At 62.5% G+C, this 17,962-nt stretch carries 20 protein-coding genes; 10 read left to right on the top strand and 10 right to left on the bottom strand.

Annotated elements, in window-relative coordinates:
* Positions 1 to 163 precede the first annotated feature (163 nt).
* The 4 genes from ubiG (at position 164) to VMR03_RS06760 (ending at position 2,813) form a co-directional block, all read left to right on the top strand.
* Positions 164 to 934, top strand: coding sequence for a bifunctional 2-polyprenyl-6-hydroxyphenol methylase/3-demethylubiquinol 3-O-methyltransferase UbiG (ubiG, locus tag VMR03_RS06775; protein ID WP_325403548.1), 771 nt, complete (start codon positions 164 to 166; stop codon positions 932 to 934).
* Between the two features lie 79 nt (positions 935 to 1,013).
* On the top strand, positions 1,014 to 1,391 hold the full coding sequence (locus tag VMR03_RS06770; protein WP_325403532.1) for a c-type cytochrome: 378 nt from the start codon (positions 1,014 to 1,016) through the stop codon (positions 1,389 to 1,391).
* Positions 1,392 to 1,401: 10 nt separating this feature from the next.
* Positions 1,402 to 2,085 carry an FAD-binding protein gene (locus VMR03_RS06765; RefSeq protein ID WP_325403530.1) on the top strand — a complete coding sequence of 228 codons (684 nt, stop codon included), beginning with the start codon at positions 1,402 to 1,404 and terminating at the stop codon, positions 2,083 to 2,085.
* Positions 1,977 to 2,813, top strand: a complete 837-nt coding sequence (locus tag VMR03_RS06760) for a D-arabinono-1,4-lactone oxidase (RefSeq protein ID WP_325403528.1) — start codon at positions 1,977 to 1,979, stop codon at positions 2,811 to 2,813. The genes VMR03_RS06765 and VMR03_RS06760 overlap by 109 nt, the downstream gene beginning before the upstream one ends.
* Positions 2,814 to 2,936: 123 nt before the next feature.
* On the opposite strand, the gene VMR03_RS06755 is transcribed toward VMR03_RS06760, so the two are convergent.
* From VMR03_RS06755 to VMR03_RS06740, 4 genes are read right to left on the bottom strand one after another with little or no spacing between them, the layout of a single operon-like run.
* The gene (locus tag VMR03_RS06755) at positions 2,937 to 3,359 is read right to left on the bottom strand and encodes a DUF1178 family protein (RefSeq protein WP_325403526.1); all 423 of its coding nucleotides are present in this window, start codon (positions 3,357 to 3,359) and stop codon (positions 2,937 to 2,939) included.
* Positions 3,356 to 4,225: a carbon-nitrogen hydrolase family protein gene (locus tag VMR03_RS06750; RefSeq protein WP_325403524.1), complete on the bottom strand. Its 870-nt coding sequence runs from the start codon at positions 4,223 to 4,225 to the stop codon at positions 3,356 to 3,358. The genes VMR03_RS06755 and VMR03_RS06750 overlap by 4 nt, the downstream gene beginning before the upstream one ends.
* A 6-nt stretch (positions 4,226 to 4,231) precedes the next feature.
* Complete coding sequence (gene grxC, locus VMR03_RS06745; protein WP_325403522.1) at positions 4,232 to 4,489, bottom strand: glutaredoxin 3; 258 nt, start codon at positions 4,487 to 4,489, stop codon at positions 4,232 to 4,234.
* 31 nt (positions 4,490 to 4,520) lie between these two features.
* Positions 4,521 to 5,267 (bottom strand): ComF family protein, encoded by a 747-nt coding sequence (locus VMR03_RS06740; RefSeq protein WP_325403520.1) that lies wholly within the window; start codon positions 5,265 to 5,267, stop codon positions 4,521 to 4,523.
* A gap of 92 nt (positions 5,268 to 5,359) precedes the next feature.
* Here VMR03_RS06740 and VMR03_RS06735 point away from each other — a divergent pair, with 92 nt between their 5' ends.
* Positions 5,360 to 6,301, top strand: a complete 942-nt coding sequence (locus VMR03_RS06735) for a methyltransferase domain-containing protein (protein WP_325403518.1) — start codon at positions 5,360 to 5,362, stop codon at positions 6,299 to 6,301.
* Here VMR03_RS06735 and VMR03_RS06730 read toward each other — a convergent pair whose 3' ends face one another.
* The 3 genes from VMR03_RS06730 to argJ all read right to left on the bottom strand — a co-directional run bounded on the left by VMR03_RS06730 (position 6,302) and on the right by argJ (position 8,253).
* Positions 6,302 to 6,484, bottom strand: a complete 183-nt coding sequence (locus VMR03_RS06730; RefSeq protein ID WP_325403516.1) for a Flp family type IVb pilin — start codon at positions 6,482 to 6,484, stop codon at positions 6,302 to 6,304.
* 48 nt (positions 6,485 to 6,532) lie between these two features.
* The gene (gene mutT, locus VMR03_RS06725; protein ID WP_325403514.1) at positions 6,533 to 6,949 is read right to left on the bottom strand and encodes an 8-oxo-dGTP diphosphatase MutT; all 417 of its coding nucleotides are present in this window, start codon (positions 6,947 to 6,949) and stop codon (positions 6,533 to 6,535) included.
* A gap of 65 nt (positions 6,950 to 7,014) precedes the next feature.
* On the bottom strand, positions 7,015 to 8,253 hold the full coding sequence (gene argJ / locus VMR03_RS06720; RefSeq protein ID WP_325403512.1) for a bifunctional glutamate N-acetyltransferase/amino-acid acetyltransferase ArgJ: 1,239 nt from the start codon (positions 8,251 to 8,253) through the stop codon (positions 7,015 to 7,017).
* 7 nt (positions 8,254 to 8,260) lie between these two features.
* On the opposite strand from argJ, the gene VMR03_RS06715 reads away from it, so the two are divergent.
* Positions 8,261 to 8,509, top strand: a complete 249-nt coding sequence (locus tag VMR03_RS06715) for a hypothetical protein (RefSeq protein WP_325403510.1) — start codon at positions 8,261 to 8,263, stop codon at positions 8,507 to 8,509.
* A gap of 15 nt (positions 8,510 to 8,524) precedes the next feature.
* Here VMR03_RS06715 and VMR03_RS06710 read toward each other — a convergent pair whose 3' ends face one another.
* Complete coding sequence (locus VMR03_RS06710) at positions 8,525 to 9,427, bottom strand: peptidylprolyl isomerase (protein ID WP_325403508.1); 903 nt, start codon at positions 9,425 to 9,427, stop codon at positions 8,525 to 8,527.
* 399 nt (positions 9,428 to 9,826) lie between these two features.
* On the opposite strand from VMR03_RS06710, the gene secA reads away from it, so the two are divergent.
* Together secA and budA are read left to right on the top strand one after the other, a co-directional pair.
* Positions 9,827 to 12,550, top strand: a complete 2,724-nt coding sequence (gene secA / locus VMR03_RS06705) for a preprotein translocase subunit SecA (protein WP_325403506.1) — start codon at positions 9,827 to 9,829, stop codon at positions 12,548 to 12,550.
* A 75-nt stretch (positions 12,551 to 12,625) separates the two neighbouring features.
* Positions 12,626 to 13,348, top strand: coding sequence for an acetolactate decarboxylase (budA, locus tag VMR03_RS06700; RefSeq protein WP_325403504.1), 723 nt, complete (start codon positions 12,626 to 12,628; stop codon positions 13,346 to 13,348).
* A 25-nt stretch (positions 13,349 to 13,373) separates the two neighbouring features.
* Here budA and VMR03_RS06695 read toward each other — a convergent pair whose 3' ends face one another.
* Positions 13,374 to 14,687 (bottom strand): MFS transporter, encoded by a 1,314-nt coding sequence (locus tag VMR03_RS06695; RefSeq protein WP_325403503.1) that lies wholly within the window; start codon positions 14,685 to 14,687, stop codon positions 13,374 to 13,376.
* A 147-nt stretch (positions 14,688 to 14,834) separates the two neighbouring features.
* Between VMR03_RS06695 and VMR03_RS06690 the strand changes: the two genes are divergently transcribed.
* On the top strand, positions 14,835 to 16,022 hold the full coding sequence (locus VMR03_RS06690) for an epoxide hydrolase (protein WP_325403501.1): 1,188 nt from the start codon (positions 14,835 to 14,837) through the stop codon (positions 16,020 to 16,022).
* On the top strand, positions 16,019 to 17,230 hold the full coding sequence (locus VMR03_RS06685; RefSeq protein ID WP_325403499.1) for an epoxide hydrolase: 1,212 nt from the start codon (positions 16,019 to 16,021) through the stop codon (positions 17,228 to 17,230). Before VMR03_RS06690 ends, VMR03_RS06685 begins: the two co-directional genes overlap by 4 nt.
* Here VMR03_RS06685 and VMR03_RS06680 read toward each other — a convergent pair.
* Entirely contained in the window at positions 17,227 to 17,763 is a 537-nt protein-coding gene (locus VMR03_RS06680) for a PAS domain-containing protein (protein WP_325403497.1), read from the bottom strand. The two genes, VMR03_RS06685 and VMR03_RS06680, sit on opposite strands and share 4 nt — an antisense overlap.
* Positions 17,764 to 17,962: the final 199 nt, after the last annotated feature.

Raw genomic sequence — 17,962 nt, 5'->3', positions numbered from 1 at the left:
CGCTGGACCCGAGCCATGCGGACGCCCTATATCATGTCTCGAGTGGGATGAACCTGATGCCGAACCGGGCCGCGCCCATACATACTCGGATGCCACTGGCCTCGCAACCGGGCCCGGGCGAAGATCAAACTTCTGTAATGCCGCACTTGCGAAGGGAATAATGATGACGCGCATGGCGGGCGACCAGGCCACACACCCTTCCGGCGGTACCGTCGATCCGGACGAGATCGCGCGTTTCTCCGCCATGGCGGCCGAGTGGTGGGACCCGGAGGGCAAGTTCCGTCCGCTGCACAAGTTCAACCCCGTCCGGCTCGGCTTTGTGCGGGAGAGCGTTTGCACTCATTTTGGCCGCGACCCCAGAACCATTCGTCCTTTCGAGGGCTTGCGACTTCTGGACATAGGCTGCGGCGGCGGCCTCCTCGCCGAGCCCATGCGACGTCTCGGCGCGGACGTGGTCGGCGCCGACGCCGGAGAGAAGAACATCGCCACCGCTTCGGTCCATGCACGCGAACAGGGCCTCGACATCGACTACCGTTGCACGACGGCCGAGGCGCTCGCCGACGCCGGCGAAGGCTTCGACGTCATCCTCAACATGGAAGTGATCGAACACGTCGCCGATCGCGACGCCTTTCTCAAGGCCTGCGCTGTCATGCTGAAGCCTGGTGGGTTGATGATCGTCGCGACACTCAATCGCACCGTGAAGGCCCTCGGCCTTGCCGTCATCGGCGCCGAATACGTTCTGGGGTGGTTGCCGCGCGGCACCCACGACTGGTCGAAATTCGTGACGCCCGCCGAAATGCGCCAGGGTCTCATCGCCGCGGGCCTCGATGTCGGAGACATATCGGGTGTCGCCTACAATCCGCTTGCCGACAGCTGGTCGCTCTCCCGCGACACCGGAGTCAATTACATGGCGCTGGCGACAAAGCCCGCGTGAAAGATAGCGATCACTAGTTTCTTGACGACAAAACCGGGCCTCGCCATTGTGCGCCGAATGGCGGCATGGAGGGACGGGGATGTCCGGGATATTGAAGGCGGTTGCAGTGGCGGCATTGATCAGCTTGGCGCTTGCGGGCTGCGACCAGAAGAAAGACGAAGCGCCCGCGCCCGTGACGCTCGACACCCGCCTCGGCGAAATCTATGGGCATACCTGCCAGACCTGCCACGAAAACGCCGAATCCGGCGCACCCGTCGCGCACGATCTCGCGCAATGGAAGCCGCGCCTCGCCCAGGGCGACAAGGCGCTGCGCGACCACATGGTCGAAGGCTTCAACGGCATGCCCCCGCTCGGCCAATGCATCGAATGTTCGGAGGAAGATCTGATGACATTGATGCGTTTCATGTCGTCGCCCGCCCCGAAAGGCGAAGCGTCGAAAGAAGATGAGAAGAACTGAGGATAACGCCATGGACGCCTCGCGCCGCAATCTGCTGAAACTCGCGACCGCCGCCAGCGCGCTCGCCGCCACCGGCACCATCCCGACAATCGTCGACCGGGCCTTTGCCGCTGACGATACGGCGACGGCAGCACCGAAGCCGGCAAGCAAGGCCCTCCCCTGGCGCAACTGGTCGGGCGGCCAGAGCTGCGAGCCGGCCGCACGCGCCGCACCGGCGGATGACGCAGCCCTTGCCGATCTTCTGAAGACGACGCCGGCACCCGTCCGCGCCGTCGGCGCCGGTCACTCTTTTTCCGGCCTCGTGCCGACCGACGGCACACTGCTGACGCTCGACCGCATCTCCGGCGTCGTCGATCACGATCCGGCGACACACCAGGCGACGGTACGCGGCGGCACACGCCTCGCCGCCATGGCGGACGCCCTCGCCAAGCGCGGCCTTGCGCTCGCCAACATGCCCGACATCAACAAGCAGTCGATCGCCGGCGCGATCTCGACCGCGACGCATGGCACGGGCGGCGATATCGGTTCGCTGTCGAGCTTCGTGCGGGGCCTGACGCTTGTCACCGCCTCGGGCGATATCGTCGAATGCGATGCAACGACGAAGCCGAAATATTCAATGCCGCGCGCGTCTCGCTCGGTGCGCTCGGCATCATCACGAAAGTGCGGCTTCAGGCGCAGCCTCTCTACAAGCTGAAGCGCCGCACCTGGATCGCGCCCATCGAGGAGATGCTCGAGCAGGTGCCGGACCTCGAGGCGAAGAACCGCAATTTCGAATTCTATTACATTCCCTATTCCGGCATGGCGCTCGGCATCGTCAATAACGAGACCGACGAGCCGGAGACACCCACGCCCGTCAACGAGGACGACGACGGCCTGCGCGAGCTGAAGATGCTGGAAGACTGGCTCGGCTGGGCGCCGTCATTGCGCCGCTGGGCGATCCAGAAGGCGCTGGGCGGCAGGCCCGCCGAAGAGCGCGTCGATTATTCGCACAAGACGCTCTCGACCGAGCGCGGCGTGCGCTTCAACGAAATGGAATATCACCTGCCGCGCGAGGCGGGCCCGGCGGCGCTCCGCGAGATCATCGACACGATCGAGAAGAACAACGTCAAGGTGTTCTTCCCGATCGAGTTCCGCACCACAGCGCCCGACGACATCTGGTTGAGCCCCTTCTATGGCCGCAAGAGCTGCTCGATCGCGGTCCACCAGTTCCACGAATGGGATTATCACCCCTACTTCGCCGCCATCGAACCGATTTACCGCAAACATGAAGGCCGCCCGCACTGGGGCAAGCTCAACACGCTGACGGCGAAGGATTTCGCGGACCTCTATCCGAGATGGAAGGAGTTTCTGGCCGTGCGGGCGGAACTTGACCCTGAAAGCAAGTTCCTCAATCCATATTTGAAGACGGTGTTCGGGGCTTGAACCTGCAACCGTCACCCCGGACCTGTTCCGGGGTCCATCTTGGATTTACGGCAAGAAGGACGTTGGATGCCGGACCAAGTCCGGCATGACGAATTAGCGGCCGATGCTGTCGTGATCGCCGCTTCAATTCGCCTGCCGCGGCGGCACGACCGGCAGCGGCGCGACTTCGACGCCTTCCTCGATCAATTCGCGCGCTTCGTCGAGCGTCGCCTCGCCATAGATCTCGCGATGCTCTTCCTCGCCATAGTGAATGCGGCGCGCGGTCTCGGCGAACTGGTCGCCGACATAGTCACAATTCTCTTCGACGTGTTTTCTGATCGTGGTCATCATGGCGATCATTTTCTGCGCAACCTGCGTCGCGTCGATGCTGTCGCTCTTCTTCGTGCCGGCAACGCTCGGCGCCATCAGGCCTTTGCGCACATCGGCGCTGCCGCAGACAGGACAGGTAACCTCTCCGGCCTTGACCTGTTCGTCAAAAGCGGATGACGAGCGGAACCAGCCGTCGAATTCGTGGTCTTTCTTGCAGAGAAGCGCGTAGCGGATCATGACGCTTCCTTCACGGTTGCAAGCGAAGGCCTGGGCAGCTCGAAATCCTTGTCATGGAGAAGGCTCGGCACGCGGCCACGCGCCTCCACGACTTTTGCCGGATCGATCTCGGCCATGAAGACGCCCGGTTCCGTGCCGCCCTCGGCAAGCACCTCGCCCCAAGGCGCGACGATGAGACTGTGCCCGAATGTCTCGCGGCCATTCTCGTGCCGGCCGCCCTGCGCCGCGGCGAAGACGAAGGCGCCGTTCTCGATCGCGCGGGCGCGGAGCAGAACATGCCAATGCGCCTCGCCGGTCTGCCGCGTGAAGGCCGCGGGCACGGTGAGAAAACGGGCGCCAGCATGAGCAAGTGCACGATAGAGATGCGGGAAACGCAGGTCGTAGCAAACGGTGAGACCGATCCGTCCCCAGGGAAGATCCGCGACGACGGCCTCGTGACCCGCTTCGAAATTCCGCGACTCGCGATAGCTCTCGCCACCGGCCAGGTCGACGTCGAACATGTGGATCTTGTCGTAGCGCGCAGCGATCCCGCCATCCGGCGCAATGAGGAAGGATCTGTTGGCGAGTTTCGACTCCGCAACCTTGATCGGCAGCGAGCCGATCGATAGCCAGATCTTCTTCTCGCGTGCCACGGACCGCAGGGCCGCCAGCGCGACATCATCTTCCTCGCGCCTCGTCTTCTCGAAGAGAAGCGCACGCTCCGCCTCCATCAACGAGGTGTTCTCCGGCGTCAGCACGAAGGCAGCGCCTTCGTCCGCCGCCTGCGCAACGAGCGCCACCGCGGCCTCCGTGCTCGCCGCAATATCGCGGCCCGCGCGCAACTGCACGCAGGCGGCTTTGAACGGTCGGGCGTCGGATGCACTCATGATGGATCAGGCCGCGAGCATTGGGTCGAGTTTGCCGGCACGGTCGAGCGCGTGAAGATCGTCGCAACCGCCCACATGGGTTCCGTCGATGAAAATCTGCGGCACGGAAGTCCGGCCCCCGGCGCGTTCGATCATCTCGTTGCGCTTGTCCGCATCCATGCCGACATTGATTTCGTTGAACGCCACGCCCTTCCTGCCGAGCAGGTCTTTCGCCCGATGGCAATAAGGGCAAAGCATGGTCGTATAGATCGTCACTTCCGCCATGGGCGGTACTCCTTGGAAAACAGGTTCCACATCATATAGTTGCGCCCTCACCGGGAACAACCCGGGCGAGGCACAGGACCCTGACTTCCCGGGTTCCCGCGGCTTTGAGTACCCGCGCGCAAGCTTCGACGGTGGCGCCCGTCGTCATCACATCGTCGACGACAACGACGATCCGGTCGCGGACAAGCTCCCGAAGGGCGGCGCGCAGCCGGAAAGCGCCGGCCACGTTCCGCCGCCTTGCATCGCCCGACAGACCCACCTGCGGTCTCGTCGCGCGCACCCTTTCCAGAAGATCGGGAACGAAGGCGACGCCGGAGAGACCGGAAATCCGCCTCGCAAGCTCCGCCGACTGGTTGAAACGGCGCGAGAAGAGCCGCCGCCGGTGGAGTGGCACCGGGGCGATGAAATCCGCGCCTTCCAGCAATTCCGCTCCCGCCCGTACCATCCAGCGGGCAAAGGCCGGCGCCGCTTCCATGCGGTCGGCATACTTGAACCGATGAACCAGTTTCGCGCTTTCGTCCCCATAGCGCATGACCGCCCGGGCGGCGGCATAGGGCGGCGGCGAGGCAAGCGCCGCCGCGCTGACGATGCCGGGCCCCGGATCGTAGGGAAAGGGAACGCCGCTCACCGGGCAGACGGGCGCCTCGATAAATCCGACGGCCGCCCAGCAGGCGCCGCAGAGAGCTCCATGCGCCTCGACGCCCTTGCCACAAGAAAGACAGAGCGGCGGCAGCGCGAGGTCGGCGAGCCGTCCAGCAAGCCCGCGCGCGGCCTGCATGAAAGCCGTCCATCGCCCTGCAATGATCGCCCCCGCGTCCATATATCAACTCTAGCGCCGCTTCGCCTGCGCGGCAAAGGCGCTTGCGGGCCATGCCCGCGATCATCATGATGCGCGCCATGCAGCCGGCCTCCACCATGCTTGTTTTCGATCGCGCGCTTCACGCAAGGCGCCGCACCCGTGCGGCAGCCGGCTTTGGCGCCCATGACTTTCTGGTGCGCCGCGTCGCCGAGGAATTCGCCGACCGCCTGATGGCCGTCAATCGCGGCTTTCCGCTCGCCCTCGACCTCGGCAGCCACCTCGGCACGCTCAGCCATGCCGCTTTGCCGCCGGGCAAGATCGGCACCGTGATCGCGACCGACTTCTCTCCCGCGATGATCGCAGGCGGACAAGGTCTCCGGCTCGCCGCCGACGAAGAACGCCTGCCTTTTCGCGACGGGAGCTTCGATCTCGTCGCCAGCGCGCTTTCGCTCCACTGGACCAACGATCTTCCCGGCGCCCTCATTCAAATCCGTCGCGCGCTCGTGCCCGACGGTCTCTTCCTGGGGGCCATCTTCGGCGGCGATACACTGACGGAACTGCGCCAGTCGCTCGGCGAGGCGGAGATCGAACGCGAAGGCGGATTGTCGCCGCGCGTCTCCCCCTTCGTCGAATTGCGCGATATGGGCTCGCTCCTGCAACGCGCAGGTTTTGCCCTGCCGGTCGTCGATGCGGACCGCGTCACGGTGCGTTATCCGAATGCACTGAAGCTGATGGCCGAATTGCGCGGCATGGGCGAGACGAACACGCTCATCGAACGGCGGCGGACGCCGCTGCGGCGCGGGACACTGTTGCGGGCGGTGGAAATCTATCAGCAGAAATTCGGCTTGCCGGACGGGCGGGTGCCGGCGACTTTCGAAATCGTCTTTATGACGGGTTGGTCGCCGCATGAGAGCCAGCAGAAACCACTAAGACCCGGAAGCGCGAAAATGCGCCTCGCCGATGCGCTCGGCACCGAGGAACGTCCGGCCGGCGAAAAGCCGGCGCGAAACTGATTATGGCTTGAGGTGGGAATCGAGCTTCTCGAACATTGCGGTGAGGTCGGTTCCAAGCACGCTCAGGATGCCTGTGACGACCATCGAAAAGATGACCAGCATCATCCCATATTCGACTGCAGTCGCGCCACGCTGATCTCGCAGGAAGCGGCGAAACGCCGGACCGGCCTTGCTCACACTCATAGAAACCTCCACCTCTGCCGCGATCGCCGGCGAGGGCGGAGATGCACCTCACAAGAGATCGCGTAGCACGGCCACCAGCGGCTCATCCGCCGGCGGCATCGGATATTCCCGCATCCTGGCGGGCCTTACCCATTCAAGCGCCTGCCCTTCAGCCGACCGCACCGTTCCCTGCCAGCGCCGACAGACATAAAGCGGCATCAGCAGGTGAAAATCCGTATACGTATGGCTCGCGAAGGTGAGCGGCGCCAGACACGCCTTCGCGACTTCGATCCCGAGCTCTTCGCGCAATTCGCGGATGAGCGCGTCTTCCGGCGTCTCTCCCGGCTCCATCTTGCCGCCGGGAAACTCCCAAAGGCCGGCGAGCGTCTTGCCCTCCGGCCGCTGGGCCATCAGCACACGCCCGTCGGCATCGACGAGTGCGCAGGCCACGACCAGCACGATCCGCTGACCGGGGCCGTCAATCATGATCGCACCATTTCATTAAAGATACGTGCCCCGATCTGAGCGCTTGGTTAAGGCCGGGTTATCGTTCAACTGCGGTAGTCGGCATTGATGCGGATATATTCGTAGGTGAGATCGCAGGTCCAGACAGTCGCCTTACCCTGCCCCACGCCGACATCGACCTCGATGTCGATCGCATCGCCTTTCATATGACGCGTTACCGGCGTTTCGTCATAACCAGGTACCGCAACGCCGTTCTTCGCAACATCGACGCCGCCAATGCGGATCGAGAGCCTGTCGCGGTCCGCCGCCTCGCCCGATTTTCCGACCGCCATCACGACGCGGCCCCAATTGGCATCCTCGCCGGCGATCGCCGTCTTGACGAGCGGCGAATTGGCGATGGCGAGACCGATGCGCCGCGCCGCCTTCTCGTTTTCCGCGCCGCTCACCTCGATGCGAATGAACTTCGTGGCGCCTTCGCCGTCCTTCACCACCTGATGCGCGAGGTCGAGCAGCAGCTCGTCGAGGGCGCGCCTGAAATCGGCCAGTACCGGATCGTCGGCGCGTTCGATCTTGCGCGCGCTTTTCGCGGTACCCGTTGCAAAGAGCAGCACCGTATCGCTGGTCGATGTGTCGCTGTCGACGGTGATCGCGTTGAAACTCCGGTCCGATCCGCTCGCGAGCAGGCCCTGCAGCGCGGGTACCGCAATCGCGGCATCGGTGACGATGAAGACGAGCATTGTCGCGAGATCGGGCGCGATCATGCCGGAGCCCTTGCCAATGCCGTTGATCGTCACCGTCGCGTCGCCGATCCGCGCCTTGCGCGTCGCCAGCTTCGGATAGGTGTCCGTCGTCATGATCGCGCGGGCGGCCTTGTCCCACTGGTCGGGAGCGGCGGCGTTGAGCGCGAGATGGATACCCGTGAGAAGCGGCGTCGGATTGAGCGTCTGACCGATCACGCCGGTCGAGGCAACATATACCTCATCCTCGTCGCAACCGACGGCAGCGGCGGCCTCCATGACGGTCGCCTGAACCGTGGCGACACCAGCCTTGCCGGTGAAGGCATTCGAATTGCCTGAATTGACGACGACGACGCGGCCGCGCCCGCCCTTCTCGATTCCCGAGCGGCACCACTCAACCGGCGCCGAAGCGGTTTTGGACGTCGTGAATACACCCGCCGCCGCCGCACCTTCCGGCAGTCGGATGACGAGCACGTCATCCCTACCCTTGTATTTGATACCGGCCGCTGCTGTTCCGAGAACCACACCTTCGATCGGCGGCAGCTTCTGATATGACTTTGGCGCAAGCGGCGAGACTTTATGTTCCACTTTCTTCTTGGCGGACTTCCTTGCGATCACGGGCTTCTTTACGGCGGCTTTTTCTGGTGTCGTCTTCCTTGACGCGGCCTTCGGCTTTGCCCCGGCAACCGCCTTCTTCGCCTTCGCTGCCGGCTTCGCCTTTCTGGCCGACTTGGCCTTTTTGACCGATTTGGCGCTGACACGCGGCTTCGCGGGCGTCCTGGCTGTCTTGCTTCCGGACTTCTTCCTTGCCGCGGGCTTCTTCACCGCTTTCGCCATTTCTTAATCTCCCGCTTTCGTCTTACTGGGCACTGTCCGGCGCCGGCGCTATTTTCGGCTTCTGCACATCGGCGCCGACGATCTCGATCTTCGCCTTTTTACGCAGGCTTTCCATCAGCTTGGTCCCCTCCTCGCGGGCCAGCGTACGCATGATGTCGTCATGAGCTTCCTCGAAGCTCAGCTTCTTCGACTTGCGGATCTCGACGAGCTTGATGACGTGCCAACCGAATTTCGTCTGGACGGGCTCGGAAATCTGGCCAGGTTTCAGTTTGAAAACCGCATTGGCGAACTCCGGCACCATGTCGGACTTTTTGAACCAGCCGAGATCGCCGCCCTCCTGCGAGCTCGAATCCTTCGACATGGCTTTCGCCACGTCCTCGAAAGTCTTTCCACCCTTGATCGCCGCGATGACCTTGACCGCCTCATCCCTGGAGCCGACCAGGATGTGCTCGGCATGGGCCTCGGTTTCCGGCTCCGCCTTGGCGACATGCTCGTCGTAATAGGCTCTCACCGCCTTCTCGCTGATCTTTTCGCGCATGAGCTGGACCCAATAGACGTCGCGCAGAGCCTTTTCGTCGAAATAGGCCTCGCGCCGCTTCACCAGCGGATCGTCCTCGAAATGTTTTTCCTTGGCAGCGTTGGCGACGATCCGACGGTCGATCAGCATGCCGAGGAGGTACTGGAAGCGTAGCTCTTCCGGCAACCGGGCGAGCGCCTGACCCATTTCCTCGTCGGCTAGCGCAATATCCGAGAGCCTGATTTCGCTGCCATTGACCTTGGCGACGACTTCATCGGCGCCGGCGTCCTGTGCCGCATCGGCGGCGAGGGCCGCACCTCCCGACAAGACCATGCCGCCGCCGGTCACCCCCCCGACGATTCCCAGAACAAGCAGACAGGCGGAAACGAGACCTGGAGACCGACGCATGGTGGATATTCCTGTGGCGGGACTCCGACGGTCCCTTCGTGGGGATGAGACCGAACCGGGTCGGACCGGGACGGCAGGCGGGCGCCATGATGGCGATGGCGGGGACGACGCACAAGGACCCCTTTTGTCATGAAACCTGAAGATTCTGACGGCCTGAAGGCGTCACACCCTCTCCGGCCTTACATTGACAAGGTACGGCCTCCCCCTTACATCTCCTCAGTCTTTTGACTGTGGCGCGAACCAGAATTCTGCCCGCAGAGCGGCATGTCGCCCGCCCCCGACATGCGGAAATGGGGCCGGGGTGTTCCGGAAGATGGTCCGATAGGGCACATGCCCGAAGGGCGTTAGGCAAAGGTCCGTCGCGGCGACGCTGCACGGGTTCGCAAGGGATTTGGACTGATGGCAAGCTTGAGCGTCCTCGCCAAGCGTTTTTTCGGCAGCGCCAACGACCGCAAGCTGAAGGCGTACAGGGCCCGCGTCGATGCGATCAACGCATTCGAACCGGCGATTTCGGCGTTGAGCGACCAGGCGCTCCGCGAGAAAACCGTCGAGTTCCGCGCCCGGCTGGCTGAAGGCACGCATCTCGACGATCTGCTGCCGGAGGCCTTCGCGGTCGTCCGCGAGGCGGCAAAACGCACGCTCGGCCAGCGTCATTACGACACGCAGCTCATCGGTGGCATGGTTCTTCATGACGGCAAGATCGCCGAAATGAAGACCGGCGAAGGCAAGACCCTGGTCGCGACGCTCGCAACCTACCTGAACGCGCTGCCCGCCAAGGGCGTTCATGTCGTCACTGTGAACGACTACCTCGCCAAGCGCGACGCCGAATGGATGGGGCAGGTCTATCGCTTCCTCGGGCTGACGACGGGCGTCATCCTGCACGGCCTCGACGACGACGAGCGCCGCGCCGCCTATGCGGCCGACATTACCTACGGCACGAATAACGAGCTCGGCTTCGACTATCTGCGCGACAACATGAAGTACCAGATCCCGTCGATGGTACAACGCAAGCACCATTACGCGATCGTCGACGAAGTCGACTCGATCCTGGTCGACGAGGCGCGCACGCCGCTCATCATTTCAGGTCCCCTCGACGACAAGTCGGAACTCTATCTCGGCGTCGACGACGTGATCCCGCTGATCGAGGCGGAAGACTACGAACTCGACGAGAAGCAGCGCACCGTGACTCTCACCGAAGAGGGCAACGAGAAGATCGAGACGATCCTGCGCGAGCGCGGCATCCTGAAAGAAGGCACGCTCTACGACATCGAGAACATCACGATCGTTCATCATGTGCAGAACGCGCTGAAGGCGCACAAGCTGTTCCAGAAGGACAAGGACTATATCGTCAAGGGCGGCAAAGTCGTCATCATCGACGAGTTCACCGGCCGCATGATGGAAGGTCGCCGCTATTCGGACGGCCTCCACCAGGCACTCGAGGCGAAAGAGCGGGTCCAGATCCAACCTGAGAACCAGACGCTTGCCTCGATCACCTTCCAGAATTACTTCCGCATGTACGGCAAGCTTGCCGGCATGACCGGTACCGCCTTGACGGAAGCCGACGAGTTTCTCGATATCTACGGTCTCGAAGTGATCGAAGTGCCGACCAACCGTCCGATCGCCCGTATCGACGAGGACGACGAGGTCTACCGGTCCGCGCGCGAGAAATACGACGCCATCGTCCTCGAGGTCGAAGACTGCGTGAAGCGCGGCCAGCCCGTGCTCGTCGGCACCGTCTCGATCGAGAAGTCCGAAACGCTCTCGGAAGTTCTGAAGAAAAAGAAGATCAAGCACAACGTGCTGAACGCGCGCTACCACGAACAGGAAGCGCATATCATCGCCCAGGCTGGCGTTCCCGGAACCGTGACGATCGCCACCAACATGGCTGGCCGCGGCACGGATATCCAGCTCGGCGGCAATCTCGAGATGCGCGTCGCCGACGAGACGGCCGGCATCGAAAGCGAGACCGAGCGCAATCGCAAGATCGACGAAATCAAGGCCGACATCGCGAAGAAGAAGGAAGCTTCGCTTGCCGCGGGCGGCCTCTACATCATCGGCACGGAGCGCCACGAGAGCAGGCGCATCGACAACCAGTTGCGCGGCCGCTCGGGTCGTCAGGGCGATCCGGGCCGCTCGAAATTCTTCCTGTCGCTTGAAGACGACCTGATGCGCATCTTCGGCACCGACCGCATGGATGGTGTGCTGCAGAAACTCGGCCTGAAGGAGGGCGAGGCGATCATTCATCCCTGGATCAACAGGGCCTTGGAAAAAGCGCAGCAGAAGGTCGAAGCCCGCAACTTCGACATCCGCAAGAATCTGTTGAAATACGACAACGTCATGAACGATCAGCGCCGCGTGATCTTCGATCAGCGCGTCGAACTGATGGAGGCCGAGGACGTCCGCGAAACTGTGGACGACATGCGCCACCAGGTGATCGATGCGTTGGTTACGCGGCACATTCCCGAAAAGGCCTATGCCGAACAATGGGACGCTGAAGGCCTCAAGGAAGAGGTCGCTACGATGCTCGGCCTCGATCTGCCAATCGAGAAATGGGCGGCCGAGGAAGGTATCGCCGACGAGGAGATTCGTGAGCGTCTGAAGTCCGAAGCCGATCGCGCCATGGCCTCGAAAGTCGGCCGGGCCGGTCCCGAACTGATGCGTCAGGTCGAGAAGGCGATCCTTCTTCAGACGCTCGACCATCATTGGCGCGAGCATCTGATGATGCTCGATTATCTGCGTCAGGCCGTCGGCCTGCGCGGCTATGCGCAGCGCGACCCGCTCAATGAATATAAATCCGAGGCCTTCGAACTCTTCGAGAGTTTGCTGACCAGGCTTCGCGAGGATGTGACTCGCCAGCTCATGAATGCGCAATTCGTGGCCGAGGCGCCGCGCGTCGAGGAAACGCCGCTGCCGCGCATGCAGGCGCATCATGCGGATCCGCTGACCGGCGAGGACGAGTTCAGCGGGGGCGACGTCGCAACCCTCAATCGCCCTGTCCGCAACGATCCGGGCATCGGCGTCGATCCGAAAAACCCGGCGACCTGGGGCAAGACGGCGCGCAATTCCCCCTGCCCTTGCGGCTCGGGCAAGAAATTCAAGCATTGCCATGGATCGCTCGCCTGATCCGGTGCGCGATTGGAGGGACCAGCGAGGTGCCGGAATACCCGGCTCCCGTCAGGTCGAATGGGGGCTTCGCGAATGACATCGAACAAGGATACCGGCCGTCCGCCAGTCTATATCTCGGCACCGATCGCGGCGCTTGTCGAAGGAATCTACCGGGCCGACACGACGATCGGCCATGTCCGCGAGAAGGGCAATCACGGTCTCGGTACCTTCAACGACCTCGACGGCGAATTGCTGATGATCGATGGGACCGTCTATTGCCTACGGCCTGAAGGCGATGCGGAAATCATCGGCGACGACATCAAGACGCCCTTTGCCGTCGCCACGCATTTCACGGGCGACACGGAGGAAGTCTTCGACCGGCCGCTCACCGCGCATGAGTTCGAGGCGCAGCTTCACGATCTCATCCCGTCGAAGAACCTGATCTATTCGATTCGGATCGACGGCACCTTCGATCGGGTTCGCGCGCGCTCGGTGCCGAAGCAGAGCAACTATGTGCCGCTCGCAGAGGTTGCCAAGGTGCAGACGATCTTCGACTTCACCGATGTCGAAGGCAGCATGATCGGCTTCTATACGCCGACCTTCCTCGACAGCGTGCATGTGCCGGGATTCCACATGCACTTCATTACCTCGGACCGCAGCCGCGGCGGCCATGTGATGGGCATCGCGCCGCGCGCCGTCACCGTGCGGCTCCAGCATGCGCCGAGCGTCGAACTCGGCCTGCCGCTCACCCTCGATTTCCTGACGATGGAGCGCACACGCGACATCGAAGCCGATCTCGAGAAGGTCGAACGCTGACCCGTCGCCGGGCCAGCGCCTCGCCTCAATTTGCCACGAGCTTCTTCAGGTCTTCCTGATAGGTCTTGCCCGCCCAGTAATAGTGGACGGCCGCCCAGACGCCGATGAAGGACGTTCCGAAAAGCGCCCAGCGCAGGCTCTCCTGCCCGAAATGCGGCGTCAGCAGATCGCTGATGAGCCCGACCGTCAGCGGCCCGAAGCCGAGCGCGATGAAATTCAGCACGAACAGCATCACCGCCGAAGTAAGCGCCCGCATGTGCAATGGCGTCAGGCTCTGGATCATCGCGAAGCTCGGCCCCAGATAAAAGGCGCCGAGGATCGACGAAACGATGTAGATCGGAATCATCAGCGTCAGGTCGGACGAACTGTAGAAGATGATGAAAAGCGGCATGCCGAGAACTTTCGCCACTGCGATCACCCAGGCATTCCATCGCATGTCGCGTTTCGACAGGCGATCGGCGAGATAGCCGCCGATCAGCGCACCGAGCGCACCGACGAAACCCGCGATGACGCCGAAGATGAGGCCCACCTGCTGCGGCTCCATGCCAAGGCTGCGTTGAAAGAAGGAGGGCCCGAAGATCAGCCCGCCATAGCCGACGAAGGACACGAGCGTCAGGCCGATGGTGATATGGCGCGCCGACTTCGTCTGCCAGAGATGCACCACGACAAGGAAGAGGTTCGACTTCAGAGCCGCGTCGTGCGCGATCCCGTCGGCATGGCCGCGCACAGGTTCCTTCATCGTAAAACGAACGAGCAACGCGATGACGAGACCCGGAAGGCCCATGACGAAGAAAGTCGCGCGCCAGCCGTAATGCTGCACGACATAGCCACCGCCGACGAGACCGATCATGGCGCCGGCATAGACGCCGATCGAGTAGATCGCCATCGCCGTCGAGCGGCTCTCCTTGGGGTAGAGGTCGGCGATCATCGAATGAGACGGCGGGCTCGATCCTGCCTCGCCGATACCGACGCCGATACGCGCGAGCATCAGATGGGCGAAATTGGTCGCGAGTCCGCAGGCCGCCGTCATGGCGCTCCAAACCGTCACCGCGAGCGCAATGATGTTGCGCCGGTTGCCGCGATCGGCCCACATCGCGATCGGCACCCCGAGCGTCGCGTAGAAAAGCGCGAAGGCGAGACCGGACATGAGGCCAAGCAACGTATCGCTGACATGAAATTCGTTCTTGATCGGCTGCATCACGATATTGACGATGCCGCGATCGACGTGGCTCGATGTATAAGCGAGCGTCAGGACGATGAGCGCGTAGTGTCGCTGGAAAAGGGACCTCTTGTCCGCCACCGCCGGCGGGCGCAATTCCCCCGCAATCTCCTGAGCCATGACATCCTCCCGTTTATATTTTGAGTATCGTTTTCAACCACCATAAAGACGCAGCGTCGGCGCGGCAATCGCCAGCCTCGTTGCGGCGGCACGAACGCCTGCCATAATGCGCGTCAACAAGAACAGCGTTATGGAGGAGGCTCGACCATGGGCGCACCCGTTCCCTTCAAGATCGATATCCCGCAAGGCACACTCGACGCTATTGCGGCGAAAGTCCGTGCCTATGAATGGCACGAGATGCCGGAGATCGCACCCGGCGCGGACCGCTGGGCCTATGGCACAGACATGGTCTATATGCGCGAGCTTTGCGACTACTGGGTGGAGAAGTACGATTGGCGCAAGGCCGAAGCAAATCTCAATCGTTTCCCGCAGTTCAAGGCGACGGTTGAGGGCCAAGAAATTCACTTTATCCATGTGAAGGGTTCGGGCACGAAACCCGAGACGCTTCTGCTGACGCATGGCTGGCCGGGCTCCGTCTTCGAGTTCTTCGACGTGATCGAACAGCTCGCCCATCCCGAGAAGTTCGGCGGCAATGCCGAGGATGGTGTCAACCTCATCGTCCCCTCCCTGCCTGGCTACGGCTTTTCAGGCAAGCCGAAGAAGCCCATCGGACCGAAAGGCACTGCGGCGCTCTGGGACAGGCTGATGCGCGACGTACTCGGCTACGAGCAATACATTGCGCAAGGCGGCGACTGGGGCGCGGTGGTGACCGGTCATCTTGGCAATCTTCATTCGTTGAAAAAAAGCGGTGGTTGCAAGGCGATCCACATGAACATGTGGGGCATCCGCCCCGCCGTGATGCCGGAAACCGAAGCTGAACAGAAATGGGCGGCGGGCGCGGCGATGACCTTCGAACTCGAAGGCGCCTATCTGCGCCTGCAGATGACGAAACCCCAGACGCTCTCCTACGGGATGATGGACAGTCCGGTCGGGGCGGCCGCCTGGATCGTCGAGAAGTTCAACGGCTGGTCCGACCGGCGCGGGGCCGACGGCGGCGAGCACATCGAAAACGCGTTCACCAAGGACCAGCTTCTCACCAGCGTCATGATCTACTTGGTGACAAAGACCTTCAATACGGCGACATGGTTCTATCGCGGCCTCTTCGAGGAGGGCGGCAACGGCATGGCGCCCGGCGAAAAGATCGAGGTGCCGGTCGGCATCGCGAACTTCCCGAAAGAGTTTCTGACCTTCCCGCCACGCACGATGGTCGAAAAGGCCTGCAATGTCGTGCGTTGGACCGATTTCGATCATGGCGGCCATTTCGCCGCACTCGAAACGGGCAAGGTGTTTGCGGACGACGTGCGCGCGTTCGTCAAGCAGGTGAAGAGCGTATGACCCATCGCATCGTTCCAGCCGATCCCTTCGAGATCCACGTGCCGGACGAGGAAGTCGCCGATCTCAAGCGCCGGCTGCAACGTACGCGCTTTCCGAACGAGCCACAGGGTAACGAGCACTGGTCCTATGGCACGAGCCTCCCCTATATGGAGCGGCTCATCGAATACTGGCGCGACGATTTCGACTGGCGGGCGCAGGAAGCGATGCTCAATCGTTTTCCGCAGTATCGCGCCACGCTGACCGATGCGGATGGCGAGGATCACGAAATCCATTTCATCTACGAGCGAGGCTCCGGCACGAACGCCGTGCCGCTGATTCTCACGCATGGTTGGCCGTCGACGTTCCGCGAATTTCTGGACGTCGTCGATCCGCTCGCGCATCCCGAGAAATACGGGCGCACCGGCCCGGCCTTCGACGTCATCGTGCCGTCGCTGATCGGCTACGGCTTTTCCTCGAAGCCACGCGTCCCGATCGGTCCCGCCGCCATTGCCGACTTGTGGCACCGCCTGATGACGGAGGTTCTCGGCTACGACAAATATGCGGCGCAGGCCGGCGACTGGGGCAGCTTCGTCACTTCACGTCTCGCGCTTCAACACGCCGATAGCCTTCTTGGTATTCACCTGACCATGCTGCCACTGCGTCCGAACCTGAAGCATCCGTCGCAACCTCCGGTGAGTGGGGAAGAGGCGCGCTGGATCAAGGAGATGCAAGGCTGGTGGCGGCAGGAGGAGGGTTATCGCTCGATCCAGTCAACAAAGCCGATGACGCTTGCCTTCGCGCTGACCGACAGCCCTGCCGGTCTCGCGGGCTGGCTCGCAGACAAATACTATCGCCTCGGCGATACGGATAAGTCGGACACGATGGAAGGCATGATCGCACGCTTTCCCTTCGACACCATCCTGACTCAGCTTTCGATCTACTGGTTCACCGGCACGATCAATTCGGCGAACACGCTTTACAAGGCGGGGCCCGCCGAAGGCTCCGCTTCGTTGAGGAACGAAGAGACGGTGACGGTGCCGACAGCCTACTCCGAGTATCCGATAGACACGCTGCCGTTGACGCCGCGCTCCTGGGCCGAGCGCGGCTACAACGTCAAGCGTTGGCGGATCATGGAAAAGGGCGGCCATTTCGCCGCCATGGAGGAGCCGGACCTTTTCGCCGACGATGTCCGCGACGCTTTCCGCGAACTGATCTCCAGCTCGCCCTAGCTCCAGTCGGGCGTGCCCGCGCCGATATCGATCCACTGCGTCTGCTCATAGGCGAGGATTTGATAGACGTTCTCCCCGAATCCGACGATTTCCAATGCGCTGAAATAGGAGAGGATCATGTCGTGACCGGAGACGACGTGGTGCATCGGCAGCGTAACGACTTCGGCGCGGAGAATGGTACCGTCCGCCTGGCGCGCCTTGAGAAGGTTGCGTCGGCCGCAGGGCCGCCCGACCTGCTCTTCCAGCAACCGCAGATAGCGTTCCCGGACCGACGGCAATTGAAGTTCGAGCATGTTGCGCCCCGTCGGATCGAACCCCATGACATCACAGACGGCGGTACCCGCGAGCCGTATTTCGATAAGCGCCCGCGACCAGATTTCGAGAATAGTGACGGCGCGCATCAGATCCGCGATCTTCGCAGGGCTGAAGGCACTGCGATCGGGTACCAGGCCCTCCTTCGGCAAGCGGCTCCAGTAATCGAAGAAACGTGCGGCGCCCTCCGTCTGAAGGTCTGGACGCACTATGTAAGTCATCTGAAATCTCCGGCGGAAACGCAACGGGCCGGCAAGGCTCAAATCGCTCGGGAGCCTACCTGAAACCATCCAACCGCGTCTGCCGGAAAATGTCGTCTCCTTTCCGACCGTATACGGATGTTATATGTTTCATTTCGGGATTGACGGCGACGCCGGAGGCATTCACGCGCCCGACATCATCGCCAGTCAGGTATGCCCG

Origin of the sequence: Parvibaculum sp. (assembly GCF_035511255.1) — a bacterium.
Taxonomy (GTDB): domain Bacteria; phylum Pseudomonadota; class Alphaproteobacteria; order Parvibaculales; family Parvibaculaceae; genus Parvibaculum.
The sequence above is the reverse complement of the archived record's forward strand: the minus strand, read 5'-3'. Positions and strand labels throughout refer to the sequence as shown.